Below are 15,878 nucleotides of genomic sequence, written 5' to 3'. Positions count from 1 at the left end.
ATTTTTGTTGGCGCGGAAAACGCGGCTTTTAATTATGTTCCAAGCTCTTGTCGTACCATCTAACATAAACTTGGGACAAGTGTTATGAAAGCAGTATTCGTTAATACTGCTCGGTTGCGTGTTCCCGGACTATTAAGCATATGCCATGCTGTATATTGTTCTGCATACGGGTTCGCAGCAGATATTCCATCAACAGGAACCTCAACATAATATCCACGGAATGCGGCAGCAGTAGCTGTGTGAAGTACCGCTCCATTAGCTGAGTAACCCGTTACAATGACAGTTTGAATATTATTCTTTTGTAAAATGCTCTCTAAATCGGTTTTGTAGAATTTATCTACGTTCGATTTCACAATTGGATCAATCAGGGAAGGGCTTAATTGATGATTTATATCGGAAGCTTTCCCTGCATGCGTAAGACTATAAACGACTAACATACCTACCTCACGTGCTTCAGACAATAAATTGTTAATCTTAGAGATGGACGCAATACAGCGATGATTGTATGGTCAGATCGCCAATTGCCGCATAAGGGACAACGATACCTCATAATAACCCTCCAAGATGCTTCTTTCCGTTAGCCTATGTAACAATTTAGAAAAAGTGTATGGAGGTGAACATTATGCCCTAGTGGACAATCAATTGACAAGACGGTTTTTTAAAGAAACGTCAGTGGATTGAAACCTACCTGAGCGATAGGGCAAAGCCATCGGGGAATATGCTAGAAATATCTTGTGTTATAAAAATTACGGAGTTCTTTGTCATGTAAATCTAATAATTTCGCGCTAAAATACCGATAAAATCAGTATAGTACTATAGCACTATACTATACATAAAAAGGGGTAGATCTGTATGAGGAATTCAAAACATGTGAAGGGAGCAAAAGTACTCGTAAGTCTATTAATGAGTTTACAAGTGTTCGCCTTTTCGAGTATTTCCTATGCTGCAACAAACGGCCCCAATGATATTGATACTGGGATCGCAGGCCTGACTTATAATCGCAATGAGGTTTTGGCTGTACAAGGGGATCAAATCAGTAGTTTTGTTCCCAAAGAAGGCATTCAGTCCAATGGTAAATTTATCGTAGTTGAACGGGACAAAAAATCACTCACAACGTCACCCGTAGATATTTCAATCATTGATTCAATCACGAATCGCACTTATCCAGGCGCAATACAGCTTGCAAATCAGGATTTTGCAGATAATCAGCCTAATTTGGTTATGGCGGCAAGAAAACTGTTAGATATTAGCATTGATCTGCCTGGGTTGAAGAATGAGAATACAATTACCGTTCAAAATCCAAATTACGGAAATGTTTCTAGTGCCGTAGATCAGCTTGTATCGACTTGGGGCGAGAAGTATTCCGGCACGCATACACTGCCAGCGAGATTGCAGTACGTTGAATCTATGGTTTACAGCCAAAATCAAATTTCCAGCGCATTGAATGTGAACGCACAAGTGCTTAACGGTACGCTGGGAATCGACTTTAACGCGGTTGCCAACGGCGAGAAAAAAGTGATGGTCGCTGCTTATAAGCAAATCTTTTATACCGTAAGTGCAGCGCTTCCTAACAATCCGTCGGACTTGTTTGATGACAGTGTGACGTTTGCTGAGTTAGCCCGCAAAGGGGTAAGCAATGAGACTCCGCCGCTGATGGTATCTAACGTAGCTTATGGCAGAACCATTTACGTAAAGTTGGAGACGACCTCTAAGAGCAATGACGTTCAAACGGCATTTAAATTATTGCTCAATAACCCTAGCGTACAAACGAGCGGACAGTACAAAGATATTTATGAAAACAGTTCGTTTACTGCTGTTGTATTGGGCGGCGACGCACAAACACATAACCAGATCGTCTCGAAAGACTTCAATGTCATCCAAAGTGTAATCAAAGACAATGCTCAATTCAGCAGCAAGAACCCGGGTTACCCGATTTCGTATACGAGTGTCTTCTTGAAAGACAATTCTATTGCTGCGGTTCACAACAATACAGAATATATCGAGACGAAAACGACAGAATATACGAAGGGTAAAATAACCCTTGATCACAGTGGTGCATATGTAGCTCAGTTCGAAGTATCTTGGGACGAATTTACATTTGATGCAGATGGACAAGAAATCATTACTCATAAGACTTGGGATGGAAATTGGCGCGATAAAACAGCGCATTTCTCGACAGAGATTCCACTTCCACCTAATGCCAAGAACATAAGAATTTTTGCAAGAGAATGCACAGGTCTTGCCTGGGAATGGTGGAGAACAGTTATTGATGAATATAACGTTCCGTTAACTAACAATATTAACGTTTCGATTTGGGGAACAACGTTATATCCGAAATCATCCATTACTCACTAATCATATCTGAACATCTCCCCATTCATTTGGGGAGATGTTTTTTTGCTTTCTCTTACACAAAGGATTTGCACTAATTACATCGATAGTGAAGAGATATTCGGGGTTACACAAAAAATCTTTGTACTATTTGTATACTATGATAAACTTGATTTCATGATTTGATTCGAGCGATGGTATGGGGTTGCCCTTACTCTGGCACAATGTAAGTCAACCGTATACTTAAGGAGTGATGGAAATGGCGCGTGTTTTATTTATAAATGGTGGAAATTCCCACGAATCAATCATGAGCCATTTTTATTTACTGGTAACTGTCGACCTTTATTTGTAAAAGCCGACTTTAAACATGTGATACCATTCTTCTAATTCGTTTTCTTGCATTACCTGCAAATATTTAAGAATTTCTCTAGCAAATTCAACCGCTGATGTTCCGTTTGCCGTAATGACCCCTTCTTTTGAAACCACTTGTTTTTCAATAAAGCGATCCGAGCCTTTATAGCCTGGTGCATACTCCTCTAAATAGGGGAGTGAATTGCCTGTATGCTCGATATCATCTAAATATCCTTTATCCGCCAAAAACGTACTTGCATCACATATCGCCGCAACCGGAATTCCTTTTTCCACACACAAATCAACTACTTGCTTCAAATCATCATTCTCACGCTTCATCCACGAAGTTCCACCTACTAAGATAAGCATATGAAAATGTGTTGGAATTTCAGCAATTGAGTAGTCTGGAATAACCGTGAAACCACCCATTGATTTTATTGGGTTTTTCTTAACTGCTAACGTTTTCATGATGAATCTTGTTTCTGGTTTATTCAGCTCTGCACAAATATACGCACTTTCCCAGTCCGCAAAATTTTCTGAAATAAACACAAGTACTTCTTTTTTCATGTTTTTAGCTTCCTTCCTTGTTTATTGATTCTAGATATAATTTTACAGGTTAAAATATGACAGCTATATGTCATCTTTATAGAAGGAAATCATTTTTTTAATTTATTTTTCACTGTATGGCGTAGTGCTGTTGGTTTGAAAGGAGAAATACTGATCGTAACGTATTAAGAGGTTTTTTGCATAAATGATCGAAGATAGAAATGGGAACTAATTTAGAGAGATATATTAAGGCGTATGTCTTTCCTCATACTCTACAAGAGCAAGGAAGCAGAACAAGGAGTGGGGCTGTGAGTCATGATAGAGATCTTTGTATCCTCCAATAGCACATGTACAATAAAATGCCGCACGGCCGTTTTCTTTTTTGCAGGGGTATTGACGTATCGGAATAATTTTGAGGCCGCTGCCAGTGAGATTGCCCAAAAATATCAAAATGTCAAAATAGTTATGATTTTTCCCTATGGGGTGGCAAACGGCACGACGGTTTCCTCTTTAATCGGTTTGCTGGCCCGGCAACTTACTCAAGTCGGGTATGACCTGGCCCGTAACCAGTCCCGGCGGGTTACTATCGCATCGCAAATCATCCGCGAGCATGCAGTAGATGCGGATCACCTAATCCTTATCGGGCACAGCGCCGGAGGCGTTATCGCCTATCGCGCAGGACTTTATTTGGAGGAGAAGTACGGCTTTCAACGAGCTCAGGTATTTGCTGTGGGATGTCCAAAGTTTTATTTGAAGGATATTCCATACAATGACAGATTTACATATATCACTGGTCAGAATCCGGACAGGATTACCCAAATTGGCAGCTGGCGCAAGCTAGGTTCTAAGGTGTATCTAGGAAAGCCGGGGCGCGAAATTCAAATGGAATTTAATCCGGATCATCTGGGATGGCGCTTTCATGCCTCGTATTTTCTGAAATCGGTCTGGACGGATTCGAACCAAGTGTTTCGTACTAATTCAGAAGACCTGGTCTCCAAAATCCATGAACTGTACCCGGGTGACTAAAATTTCATAATATTTAAATAGTTATTTTCTTAGTTTAGCTGGTATTGGGATGTGCTTAATGGACTCAATTGGGTGATATAGCAGCATCCATGGACCTGAGAAACGCATAACATCCTTAATTTTTTGACGATAATCCTGTTTGTAACAATGGATAGGGCAATTAGCACAAGCGGTTTTCTTTTCACCGAATTTGCAGAGAGATAGTCGTTTAATAGCATAATCATTTAAATCCTGGCATTCCTCGCAGAACACTTTTTGATGATGTTTTTTCTTACAATAGATACGAATCATTTTTGAAACAATTTCTTTTTCTTTTCGAATTTTAGGACCATCATCCAACTGCCGTTTTACTTCTTTTGTCATGTTTGAAAGCTCCCCTTCATTGTTTAAAAATGCACTATACATCAACTATATCACCAAATTATTCAAGAATACTGTTATGTCTTATACATAACTAAGGCATTTTTACATGATAGAGGATCTTGAAGTATCGGAGGAAGGGGTGAGAAGATGATTGAACATAATGAATCCAAACACGCTTGAGGAACTGATCGTCGAAGATCCCGTCCTAAGGTTAAACGGCGAACTGAATTCATCCGTGAAGCACCGATTAGGTAAGACCCATGTAGATACGGAGCTGGATGGTGAGCATTTGAGCAGGGTTTATGACTACGAAGGCGGATCTTGGGGAGAGCAGGTTGCTTCGGATCAATCGTATATTATGAAGTTGTGGATGGCCATTCGAGAGCGAACCCCCTATGTATACTATTTTCAAAGAGCGAGCATACGTTCACTATACCCTAACTGGCAGCGTAGGACAATGAAGCTGTCTAATGACAGCCCTTGCCCTAAGACGTTTCATCCCATGCCTAAAGGCTAGGGCTTTTTCGGCTAGAATCTGTAGTATGCATTCTTCACACTGTCTACTTAAAGGGGGTAATATCAAATATAGTCTTGGGTCTGTTTTTTTTCTATTTATTCAACTATCATCTCTCGTTATCTTAGTGCCTAGGCGTATACTACGGTATATGATTTAGTGAAATTCTGGAATGCATTGATGGGAAACCGATTATTGTCGAAACGATTAACCGAAAAAATGCTTTATCCTCATATAAAAGACAGCGAGTTTATTCATTATGGTTATGGAGTATGAATTGTAATTAGGAATAAAGAGATTTTCTTAAATTTGTTTTGAATAAATAAAATTGTTGGAGGCACATATGCGAGATATAGATTACAGCAATTACTTTTGGCAGGATCTAGAAATAAGATTACGTGCAATACAACCAGAAGATTGGGAAAATCACTATATCAACCGCTTTGATACTCCTGCACGTCGCCTTTTAGAGTGTGCTGTTGAATTGCCACCTACAATTACAGAGGCAAAATCATTTGCTGAAACATTTACTGACTTCTCATCGAATCGTCTTATGTTTACTATCGAAAACTTGAACGGTGAAAATGTCGGCGGGATCAACCTAAACAGCATCGACGAAAGAAACGGTATGTTTAGCATCGGTATTCAAATCGACAGAGACCACCGAGGCAAGGGTTACGGCACAAGGGCCGTAAACATACTTTTAAAGTACGATTTCTTCGAGCGTCGACTAAATAAGTTCAATAATTACGTACTTGAAGGAAACGAACCCTCCGCTGCAATGATGAGGAAAATTGGCTGCGTTCAAGAGGGTGTTCGTCGCCAGGTCTTCTATACTAATGGACGATATTATGATTCCATCTTGTTTGGACTAACCAAGGATGAATACGTTGAGCATCTCTCAAAGATCAACTAACGGGGAACATTAGTTCCACGGTAATTGGGAAGCCGTTGCGGTCCGCATTGTGCTTCTGATCATTGATTACCAATAATCAAAGAATAAAGCCAAGACGCGGGTGAACCTTACCACTAATCAGTCCATGAATACCGCTGGTTTTTTTTGGGATCAGTCAATTACTTAATTCAGCGGACTTGAAGCTGGGATCTGTCGGAGGACAAAAACATATACGCATAAGAAGTCGCTGAAACGGCTTTTTTTGTTTTAACGATGTAAGTTCTTATCCCGAGCTAAGGACAAGAACTTACATCGTTAGCCGAAATGGACAAGAACTTATATTCATAACCGATTAGATAATTGTCTAATGTTACAGCATCAGCACCGTATCATCAACCGATAGGCTTTTCGGCAGAAGTTGTTTCAAGTGCAGCATCATACTGTATTTATCATTGACAGTTTTTAGCAATAAGAAGATAATAATTGTAACTATGGAAGAGGGAGGGAGGACAGAAAACCAGTTTTATTTGAATGGAATTTGTAAACGTAAGGATTCGGTTGTACCTCGCATATTAACCCTTTAAAGGAGTGTAGTCATGTACGATAAAATCGTAGACATTTTGTGCTCTATCAAAGAAGACCAACCGGAACTCCGCCAATCCCTGTCCCCCGAAACGGATCTGAACAACGATATAGGCCTCGATTCTCTACAAATGATCCAGTTTATGCTCAAAGTCGAGGATCAGTTGAACGTGGTCATTGACTATGACCAATTCGATTACGAACATCTCCAATCGATCGACGCATTCATCACTTTTATGAAAAGCTGCCAGCCGCAGGAGCAGCCATTGTACGAAGATGTCAAGCAATGAAGCCGGCGTGATTCCGAAAATCGTTATGGGTACCTTCGATCCCGAAACGCGTTGGAGGGATCCGGATCTCACGCGGTTACCCGCTATGCCCGATAAGGACCGAGAATCGATTGTCCTGTGTATGGACGAGCTACTTTTTCCATTTTGCGGGCCGGAGGATATCCTCTACAGCCGCTGCAAAATCGATCCAGCGCTGTACGAATACCTGAACGGTTTGGGCTTTTCTTTCCGAAACCTTTATCACTATGATTTGAACGATGAGAAAGAGCCCCTGCCCGAACCGGACGTTTTTAAGCGGTGCATGTTCAGGCTTGCGGCCGATCAAGCCCAATGTCATATACCGGCAAACAGGATGCTGCAGGCGGCCGGTTCCGGTTATCGTGAGGGTGCGGTCTTGCCGGAATCTATCTCTCCCATGAATGCCGCCGGAGATTTACGGCAAACACAATCAAAGGATGAAGCGATGTTCACCTGCGCCGTAAAAAATCTGTCTCCGTACGCCATTACGGCAGATACGGAAGATTACCTACATGCCGCCGGACCGTTTGGTCCTTTGCCGGACCTTGAGACGGTTGTGCGTGTTAACTCCAAGATGTACTCCAACCGGCTCCTGGCTAGAATCGGTGAGAAGTGCTACGGCACTGAGACGAACAGCGCAGCGGAAATGGAAGCAGCCGGAAATGCGCTTCTGAAGCGGGGGCCGTATCTGTTGAAAGATCCCTTCGGCGTTTCGGGCAAGGGCAATCTGCTCATCGATAGCGAAGCCATGCATCGAAGGATAGCGGAGCACCTGCATAAACAGGAGGGAAGCGGATTGCGCTCTCAATTCCTGCTGGAGCCCCTGCTGCTGAAAGATACCGACTTCAGTTCTCACTGGTTCATCGGGGAGAATGGAGAGATGGAGTTCATCTCGGTTCAGCGGATGATTAATCACCAGCAAAATTACGGCGGGTCTATCAAAGCGGATGAAGCTTTTATCCGCCAGCTGGAGAACGCCAGCTATTTCAGCGTGATGGAGAAAGCGCTCCGGCTTCTGGCGGATGACGGCTATCACGGCTTCGTCTGCTTCGACTCCATGATACTGGAGGACGGGGAAGTCGTATCCATTGTGGAGATTAACGCCCGCAAGTCCATGGGCCTCATTAACGCTTATCTCGATAAATGCTGGGAAACGTACGGCCTTGCCGGCTGGCTTACGTTCTTGTCCCTCGGTCTTCCGGAAGGCTTCGCGATCGGGAGGCTGCTGCACGCTCTGCGCGTATCCGGTCTTCTGTTAACAGCCCCCGGGGGGTACGGGATCGTTCCTCTCTCATCTAATACCGTAATGGTGAACGAGATTCTGACCTCTCGCCGTATCGCCGAGGGAACGCAGAATAAACGGGGCATGCCGAAGGGACGGCTGTATGTATCGGTGGTGGGCCGTGACGACGGACACCGCAGCGAACTGGTCGAAAGCCTGCGGCAGGTACTCGCCGACTTGTCCGTTAAAGTGTACAACTAAATCTGGAACAAGGGGGCTGCGCATGAATTCATCTTCGGTTACCTTGCTGGCGTCGGGTAATTCGCTCGGCGCATACATTCCGGCTATGCATCTGCACACGTACCTGCAAGGCATAGGAGTCGAAACGGACGTTCACGTTCTGGAGAACTTGTATCACGAGGAAGTCCGGCATAAGATCCGGTCCACCAAAAAAGCATTCCATGCGGATTTTTCCGTTGCCCGTATGGGGCATAAGCTGGCCAAGCCTGTTGACTCTTCCCTGGACGAGGAATCGGTCCAGAGGCTGCTGGACGGCTGGAAACAGGCCGGTGTATCCTGCTTTGCAGTGTTTACCGGCTTCTGGCTACCGATCCTGGAGCGCTACAAGGCAGCTGCCGGCAGCCCCTTGGACATCCGGCTGATCCGGTTGGATGCGTGGGATACACCGTCGTTCAAGGTACACAAGCAGTTGTACCCCGGCTACAACAACGTCTGGCTCTACAACCCTTCGGAGCTGTCCCCGGACGGCTACATCGCTTCGGACGAAGTGGAGCCACTGCTTTACGGGCAGCGCGCCAGACGCATTCTGATTCATGGCGGCGGCTGGGGGATCGGGACTTATGCCGGGACGATCTCAGAGCTTCGTGAGCTCGGCCACAGCCTTGATGTGATCGTCTACGATCCCTCCGAAGTGGAGGAGGACGACGGGGTTACGCGCTACTTCGGAACGGAGGCCTCCTGGGATCCGTGGAGCCGGGACGCGCAGGGGCGGCACACGTTTCCGCCGATGGTCCGTTATGTCCGTGAAGACGGCGTTCTCCGAGAGTTCCCGCTCGGGGAGTACTCTGCTTACACGGACCTGCTGCGCAATTGCGCAGCGATCATCAGCAAGCCGGGGGGAGCGACCCTGAACGACTCGCTGTCGTTCGGAACCCCTTTTGTCATGCTGGAACCGTTCGGCGACCATGAGCTTCATAATTCAACCTACTGGGAATCCTGCGGTTTCGGTATTCGGTTTGAGGAGTGGAAAGCCCAGGGTTTTTCGGAACCTGTGCTAGAGGAGATCTGCAGACGTTTGCTGGAGCAGCGATCAAAAATCAACCATTTTGGGAGGAATACGTATGCAGCCGAAAACAGCAGTTACGTTTGACAAACTGACATTCCGTAATATGAAAAGAACTCTGGTTCCGCTAGCGGAAACGGGAAGAAAGCTCCGTGAGGATCCGACTTATGCGGCCCCCGTGCCTTATGAGATCGGGATCAAGCTCAATAACGGCTGCAATCTGCGCTGCAAGCACTGCTTCGAATGGAATCCGGACGGCTTTCATCACGGCTTTGCCAAAGAAGTGAAGAACGACGAAATTGAGATTCCTGTCGTGGAGAAGCTGCTAGCCGAAACAAGAGAACGCAAATCGCGCGTATTCCTGTGGGGCGGGGAGCCGCTGTTCTACTCCAAGTTCGATGAACTGGCGGAGCTGCTGGCCAAAGAAGACCGGTACACAACCATTTGTACGAACGCGATTCTCATCGAAAAGAAGCTGGATTCTATTCTGAAGATGTCGGAAAATCTGGTCATGCTGGTCAGCCTGGAAGGCTTCGAGAAAGAGAACGACGCGATCCGGGGCAAAGGCACCTTCAAGAAAGTGATTCATGCCATACAGTTGCTGCTGGATCTGCAAAAGCAGGGCCTGTACAAAGGCAAAGTGTCCGTAGCTCTGACCGTAAACGACCAGATGGTCGGCCAGCTTTACAGCTTTATGGAATTTTTCGAAGAAATGGGCGTTGATTCCGTTTACTTCTGCTTCCCTTGGTACATCCCTTCCGATACGGCGGAAAAAATGGACAGCTACTTCGATGCCCATTTCCCGCACCTTACCTCCCGCTTTGCGGACGACCACAAGAACAGCTGGCACTCCTTTACGTTCCACATCTCGCCGGACAATTTCGATACACTGATCGAAGAGCTTAAACGAGTCAACTCTCGGGTGTGGAATGTACGCATCCGCTATCAGCCCGCACTGGAGCCCGAAGAGGTGGAAGGGTTTATCCGGGGCAGCGAGAAACCGGCCATGAACCGGACGAAGTGCTTTTCGATCTCGAACCGCATGGACATCATGCCAGACGGCAAAGTGAATCCGTGCAAATTTTTCCCGGAATTCAGTGTCGGCAATTTGTACGAAGAAAGCGTGGCGGATATTTTCCACGGTGACGATCTCCGGAAACAGCGCGAGGTTCTGGCCTGCGGTCTGATGCCGATTTGCTCCAAATGCGTGCTTCTTTATAACAATGGAATTTAAGCGTTTAGACTTTATGCCGCCCAATCAGGCAAAACAGGCAATTGTTCAGGAGGGGCAGGAATGGACTTCATCCGTGTGCAGGAACTGCACAAATCATTCGTGTATTACCGGAAAGAAGCCGGGCTTAAAAATTCACTGAAAAATTTATTTGCCCGCAAGTCGCTGGTGAAGGAAGCGGTTAAATCCGTTTCCTTCGACATCGGCCCCGGCGAGTGCGTCGGATTTCTCGGTCCCAATGGGGCGGGGAAAACCACAACGCTCAAAATGTTATCGGGCATTCTTTATCCCACAAGCGGGGAGGCCAATGTACTCGGCTATGTGCCGTGGGAGCGAAAGAACGAGTTCAAACGGCTTTTCTCCATTGTGATGGGCCAGAAAAACCAGCTTTGGTGGGATCTTCCTGCAAGCGAGTCGATTTATTTGAACAAATGTATTTATGACGTGGACGATGATCTCTACCGCCGGAGTCTTGCCGAACTATCGGAAATGCTCGATGTGCAGGAGCTTCTGGACGTGCAGGTGCGTCGGCTGTCCCTAGGCGAACGAATGAAAATGGAGCTGATCGCTGCTCTAATCCACCGGCCCCGGCTGCTTTATCTCGACGAACCGACGATCGGCCTCGATTTCCCCTCCCAGAAGAAGGTCAGGGAGTTTCTGAAATATTACAATGAGCAGTTCGGCGCGACGATCCTGCTTACGAGCCACTACATGAAGGATGTGGAAGACCTGTGCAAGCGGACGATCATCATTAACGAAGGAAGTCTTCTGTATGACGGGGATCTTCACAAAATCAACGATCTTTTTGGCGAGCACAAAATTATAAGATTGCAGTTCTCCGAACCCGTTGCCGAGCAGCGGTTGGCCAAATTCGGGAAAATCGTCAGCGGAGACGGCTACAACGCTGTTCTGGAGCTGCCTAAGCACCGCTTGAAGGAAGTGTCGCGCGCCGTGCTCGATTCGTTTCCGATCGTTGACTGGACGATCGAGGACGTGCCGATCGAGGAAAGCATTTCGATGCTCTACCGCAAGGAATCCGTCGGATGAACAGACGCAGATTGTACATGGCTGTTTTTTCGATGGGCGTCCAGCATTCGATGGAATACCGGTTTCACTTCTTTCTCGGTCTTCTCGGTGCCGCTTTTCCGATTCTTGTCCAGTATTTCATCTGGACTGCGGTGTACCAGCATTCCGGTCAAACGGCGCTGTTCTCGTATTCGTACGGTCAAATTATATTGTATACGATCTTGGCGGGATTGGTGTCCAAGCTGATCGCTACCCAGTTCGAGCACCAGATTGCCGACGATATCAAAAACGGCGGCCTTAACAAGTATTTGATCAAACCTGTGAGCTATTTCGGTTACCGGCTGGTGTCCTTTTTCGGCCAGAAGGCGATCTATTACGGCATTACGGCCTTGATGCTCGTCGGGATTATCTGGTTCGCATCTACCGGGGGCGTGCTCGAGCTCCAGGCCGTACGGCTGATCTTGTTCGCCGTCACGCTGTGGGGGGCGCTTTTGCTCAATTTCCTGATCGCCTACTGCATTTGCGCCAGCGCTTTTTATCTGCATGAAATCTCGTATTTTTTCGTAATTACAAGTCTGCTCGTCAATATTTTGAGCGGAGGCATGTTTCCGTTGGAGATTTTTGGGGAGTCGGTTGTGAAGGCGCTCCAATATACGCCGTTCCCGTATACCATTTATTTTCCGGTCAATGTCCTCAGCGGCAAAACGGAAGCGGCGGCTATGTACCAGGGGCTGCTCATCCAGTGCGGATGGATTCTGCTGTTCTTCTGGCTATCCCGCCTGACGTGGCGCGTTTCCTTGAAGAAATATTCGGCGGTTGGGGGGTAGCGGACATTCCATATGTTTAAAATCATGAGAAAATACGCGCTCCTGTACGGCATGTTCATTAAAAACTGCCTCATCGCCCAGATGGAATTCCGGGGTAACTTTATGATGAGCCTGCTGGTCGAATCCGTCTATCTGCTTGCCAAGCTGTTATATGTGCTCGTCGTGTTCCGCACCGACCTTCACGTAGACGGCATACCACCTGAAGGGCTGCTTCTATTTATAGGCATGCACACCGTGGTGACCGGAATTTATGTCGGCCTATTTTTTACAAATTTCACGAAAATTCCCGAGTATATCAAAGACGGATCACTTGATTTAATGCTGACGAAGCCGGTTTCCCTCCAGTTCATGGCTTCCTTGCGTTACGTCGATCTGGCGCTGCCTATCCCCGATATTCTGGTCGGGTTCGTTATGGTCGGTATCGGCTGGCATGCCATGGATATTCCGCTGACGTTCCTGCAACTCGCGGGGTTTGTCCTGCTGCTGCTCGTCTCCGTTGTTATCACGTACTGCCTGATGATTATCCCGGCGCTGCTTTCATTCTGGTTCGTTCAGACGGGCTCCGTGTCGGAGATCGCCCATTCCGTCTGGGACGCCAACAATTTTCCCATGGCTATTTACCCGGCCTGGGTCCGCCGGATCGGGACCTTCGTCATTCCACTGTTCCTTATTACCAATTACGGACCGATGTTTCTGCTTGGGCAGCTCAACTGGCTCCATGCGGGACTGGCGATGGCCGGTTCGCTTCTGCTCTTCGTGGCCGTACGGCTGCTCTGGAAACAGGCCGTGAAGGGATACAGCAGCGCGAGCAGTTGAGACGGCCTTTCTATCCTACACTTAGAAAAGGAAGTGCTAACGCATGCCGGACATTGCGACAACCCAAGGCCGCACCTTGTTAAATTACGTATTTCAGGATCCGGATCGGATCGAACTTTCTGGCCTGTTACGAGCATTCCGCATACCCTGCAGGCCTGTCCCGTGTTCTGATGGGCATGTTAGGTGCCTGCAGGAACACTGCCGGTCACGCTTCCGGATCACTCGTAAGAAGGGGGAGAATAGATGAACGCTGTTCAGCTTCCGGTGTTGAATCCGCCACTTAAAGGATTTTTGCGGTGGGCTTACACGCTTTCGATCACCAGCGCCCACGAAGAAACGATTCCTTGGTATTACAGCAACTTTATCCAGCTGCACTGCAACAAAAAATTTCTGGAGGACGGCAGGCAGTACTATGTCGATTTTTTTCGTGGCAAACCCAACGAGCTGAATTTCAATAACCCGTTTCTTCTTACCTGCTCCGTCAATTATACGATTCTGGAAAGTTTGGCGCACGACGCCTGGCCTAAATTTTTCGCGGATCAGATTCGCAACGGCTACTATTGCGTCGTGTTTTTGGACGAAGCCAGACTATCACCGGCAGCCTCCTATCAGAAAGAGCCATTCCCTCATCATCTTTTTCTATACGGTTTCGACTGGGACAAAAGTGTCTTCTATGCTTCCATGTTCGACCATACGGGAGTATACCGCAATTTGCAGATCTCGTTCCGGGAGTTTCAGGATGCCGTACAGTCCATGAGACAGCTTTTGAATGAGAACCTCACGGCCGATCATCATACGTATTTTTACAAATACGAACCACATTCTCCTTATCCTTTCGATAAAACAGCCGCGATCGACCAGCTGCGCGATTACCTAAAAGGAGAGACCCATTTAAACCGGATCAATTACAATCCTGACGACAAGGAAGCTTTCGGAATTAAGGTATACGACTATTTGCGAATGTACTTTGATGCCGTAGAGAGCAACGATTCCCGGCTCGGTGACCGTAACGATGTGAGGCACCTTCATGTGCTCTGGGAGCATAAAAAAATGATGAGCGAGCGGATCGGATATCTGGTGGATGAGGGGATAATCCCGTACGACGAAGAGCTTGTGGAAGGCTACAAGGATGTGACCAAAAGGGCGATGAAGCTGAGGGATCAGTACATTCGTCATGAAATCCGCGAAGATAAAGAAGTGTTTGAACGGCTGAGGCTCCGGTTCGACCAATTCCGAGATGAAGAGCCTGTTCTCCTGCAAAAGCTGATTACACTGCTCGAAGGGTGAAAAAAGCCCCTGAGAGAAGCTACGGAACTGGATGCGATACATACCGGAAGGCCGGGTTTTCTACGGGGCTCTAAGTTAGTAGTCATAAAAACTCCGTCCCATCTGGGACGGAGTTTTTTCGTACACGCCCCCCCAGTTCGACTGGGGGTTTAGGAAAGCTTATAGCTATGAGGAGTCATCCTTTGAACTGCAATAATAAGCTGTAACTGGGCGACTTTAAAGAGACTATTGAGACTGACAGTCGCTTTTTTGTAGACGATCGACCGTGGCGGAAGGTAAAAAGCTACGAAATTCGCAGATCTTTTGTTTTAATTGTTTTTGATTGATCAAGTCAAGTTTGCTTTCATAACGAATACTAGATCCTATTGCAAATTGGAGGCAATTTTACTATAGTTTTAGAAAAATAATCAATCACTTATAACAGCAAAATAAATCCCTCCTTTAATTGGTGATATTAGAGAAATTAATGTCTTGATTGTAGAGATGAAAACGTGGGATAGAACTATCAGGCAGGTTTATTCAAGAAAAAAATATAATATGTGTGTTAATTCCTAAGACATACTGATAAGGAGAAAATGAATTGAAAATTGAAAAAATCTTTGAATATGGAATTAATGATCAATTGAGAACTAAGTTACAGCAATTATTAGTAGAGTGTTTTACAGATGAATATCCAAAAGATAGGATTTACTTTAAGCAGTTACCTCATTTTAGGTTCATAGCAATTGATGATAAAAATCAACTTGTTGGTCAAGTGGGCTTGGATTATAGAGTAATGAATTTAAACGGGAAACCAATAAGAGTTCTTGGCATAATCGACTTATGTGTATCAAAAATCAATCGTTCACAGGGAATAGGTTCATTATTACTCTCTCAAATAGATGATTTCTGTGAAGGGAAGTCAGTTGATTTTTTACTCTTGTTTGCAGATAACAAAAAATTGTACTTAAATGCAGGATTCAAGTCTGTAAATAATGAAAGTAAATGGCTAAAAATAGACGATGAAAATCAAACAACTTACGGAATAGGACATGAAAAAATTAATGAACTTATGATTAAAGAAGTGGGCAATATAAAATGGGAAAATGGCAAGCTAGATTTATTAGGATACCTTTATTAAACTTAATCGCGTCCTAGAACACTAAATTATGAGAAGGAGGACATAACTTATTCCTCAGAAATTTGTGTCTTGCCAATGGGGAGCATTACAGTCTTTCGTATAGTGATCATTAATGTGATAATTAGAATAA

16 protein-coding genes are annotated in these 15,878 nt (G+C 45.7%); 13 read left to right on the top strand and 3 right to left on the bottom strand.

Translation table 11 applies throughout. The features are described 5' to 3' along the window. Positions 1 to 59: 59 nt before the first annotated feature. On the bottom strand, positions 60 to 461 hold the full coding sequence (locus tag MNQ98_RS15320) for an isochorismatase family protein (RefSeq protein ID WP_241929037.1): 402 nt from the start codon (positions 459 to 461) through the stop codon (positions 60 to 62). A gap of 391 nt (positions 462 to 852) precedes the next feature. Between MNQ98_RS15320 and MNQ98_RS15315 the strand changes: the two genes are divergently transcribed. After that, the gene (locus MNQ98_RS15315; protein WP_241929036.1) at positions 853 to 2,355 is read left to right on the top strand and encodes a thiol-activated cytolysin family protein; all 1,503 of its coding nucleotides are present in this window, start codon (positions 853 to 855) and stop codon (positions 2,353 to 2,355) included. A gap of 318 nt (positions 2,356 to 2,673) precedes the next feature. On the opposite strand, the gene MNQ98_RS15310 is transcribed toward MNQ98_RS15315, so the two are convergent. Further along, positions 2,674 to 3,249 (bottom strand): type 1 glutamine amidotransferase family protein, encoded by a 576-nt coding sequence (locus tag MNQ98_RS15310; protein ID WP_241929035.1) that lies wholly within the window; start codon positions 3,247 to 3,249, stop codon positions 2,674 to 2,676. Between the two features lie 294 nt (positions 3,250 to 3,543). On the opposite strand from MNQ98_RS15310, the gene MNQ98_RS15305 reads away from it, so the two are divergent. After that, positions 3,544 to 4,254, top strand: a complete 711-nt coding sequence (locus tag MNQ98_RS15305; RefSeq protein ID WP_241929034.1) for an alpha/beta hydrolase family protein — start codon at positions 3,544 to 3,546, stop codon at positions 4,252 to 4,254. A 21-nt stretch (positions 4,255 to 4,275) separates the two neighbouring features. Here MNQ98_RS15305 and MNQ98_RS15300 read toward each other — a convergent pair whose 3' ends face one another. Beyond that, positions 4,276 to 4,617, bottom strand: a complete 342-nt coding sequence (locus MNQ98_RS15300; RefSeq protein ID WP_241929033.1) for a nitrous oxide-stimulated promoter family protein — start codon at positions 4,615 to 4,617, stop codon at positions 4,276 to 4,278. A gap of 151 nt (positions 4,618 to 4,768) precedes the next feature. Here MNQ98_RS15300 and MNQ98_RS15295 point away from each other — a divergent pair, with 151 nt between their 5' ends. The 11 genes from MNQ98_RS15295 (at position 4,769) to MNQ98_RS15245 (ending at position 15,748) form a co-directional block, all read left to right on the top strand. Next, a complete protein-coding gene (locus tag MNQ98_RS15295; RefSeq protein WP_241929032.1) occupies positions 4,769 to 5,134 on the top strand; it encodes a hypothetical protein in 366 nt (121 codons plus the stop codon). Between the two features lie 340 nt (positions 5,135 to 5,474). After that, entirely contained in the window at positions 5,475 to 6,047 is a 573-nt protein-coding gene (locus tag MNQ98_RS15290; RefSeq protein ID WP_241929031.1) for a GNAT family N-acetyltransferase, read from the top strand. 575 nt (positions 6,048 to 6,622) lie between these two features. After that, entirely contained in the window at positions 6,623 to 6,898 is a 276-nt protein-coding gene (locus MNQ98_RS15285) for an acyl carrier protein (protein ID WP_241929030.1), read from the top strand. Then, a complete protein-coding gene (locus tag MNQ98_RS15280) occupies positions 6,885 to 8,399 on the top strand; it encodes an ATP-grasp domain-containing protein (protein ID WP_241929029.1) in 1,515 nt (504 codons plus the stop codon). Before MNQ98_RS15285 ends, MNQ98_RS15280 begins: the two co-directional genes overlap by 14 nt. Positions 8,400 to 8,421: 22 nt before the next feature. Further along, on the top strand, positions 8,422 to 9,528 hold the full coding sequence (locus MNQ98_RS15275; protein ID WP_241929028.1) for a glycosyltransferase family protein: 1,107 nt from the start codon (positions 8,422 to 8,424) through the stop codon (positions 9,526 to 9,528). Further along, complete coding sequence (locus MNQ98_RS15270) at positions 9,500 to 10,675, top strand: radical SAM protein (protein WP_241929027.1); 1,176 nt, start codon at positions 9,500 to 9,502, stop codon at positions 10,673 to 10,675. Before MNQ98_RS15275 ends, MNQ98_RS15270 begins: the two co-directional genes overlap by 29 nt. 60 nt (positions 10,676 to 10,735) lie before the next feature. Then, positions 10,736 to 11,719: an ABC transporter ATP-binding protein gene (locus MNQ98_RS15265; RefSeq protein WP_241929026.1), complete on the top strand. Its 984-nt coding sequence runs from the start codon at positions 10,736 to 10,738 to the stop codon at positions 11,717 to 11,719. Beyond that, positions 11,716 to 12,525: an ABC transporter permease gene (locus tag MNQ98_RS15260; protein WP_241929025.1), complete on the top strand. Its 810-nt coding sequence runs from the start codon at positions 11,716 to 11,718 to the stop codon at positions 12,523 to 12,525. Before MNQ98_RS15265 ends, MNQ98_RS15260 begins: the two co-directional genes overlap by 4 nt. Positions 12,526 to 12,537: 12 nt before the next feature. After that, a complete protein-coding gene (locus tag MNQ98_RS15255; protein ID WP_241929024.1) occupies positions 12,538 to 13,341 on the top strand; it encodes an ABC transporter permease in 804 nt (267 codons plus the stop codon). A 243-nt stretch (positions 13,342 to 13,584) separates the two neighbouring features. After that, positions 13,585 to 14,628 carry a hypothetical protein gene (locus tag MNQ98_RS15250; protein ID WP_241929023.1) on the top strand — a complete coding sequence of 348 codons (1,044 nt, stop codon included), beginning with the start codon at positions 13,585 to 13,587 and terminating at the stop codon, positions 14,626 to 14,628. A gap of 580 nt (positions 14,629 to 15,208) precedes the next feature. Further along, positions 15,209 to 15,748 (top strand): GNAT family N-acetyltransferase, encoded by a 540-nt coding sequence (locus MNQ98_RS15245; RefSeq protein ID WP_241929022.1) that lies wholly within the window; start codon positions 15,209 to 15,211, stop codon positions 15,746 to 15,748. Positions 15,749 to 15,878 lie beyond the last annotated feature (130 nt).

This window comes from Paenibacillus sp. N3/727, from assembly GCF_022637315.1.
Taxonomy (GTDB): Bacteria; Bacillota; Bacilli; order Paenibacillales; family Paenibacillaceae; genus Paenibacillus_AQ; species Paenibacillus_AQ uliginis.
The sequence above is the reverse complement of the archived record's forward strand: the minus strand, read 5'-3'. Positions and strand labels throughout refer to the sequence as shown.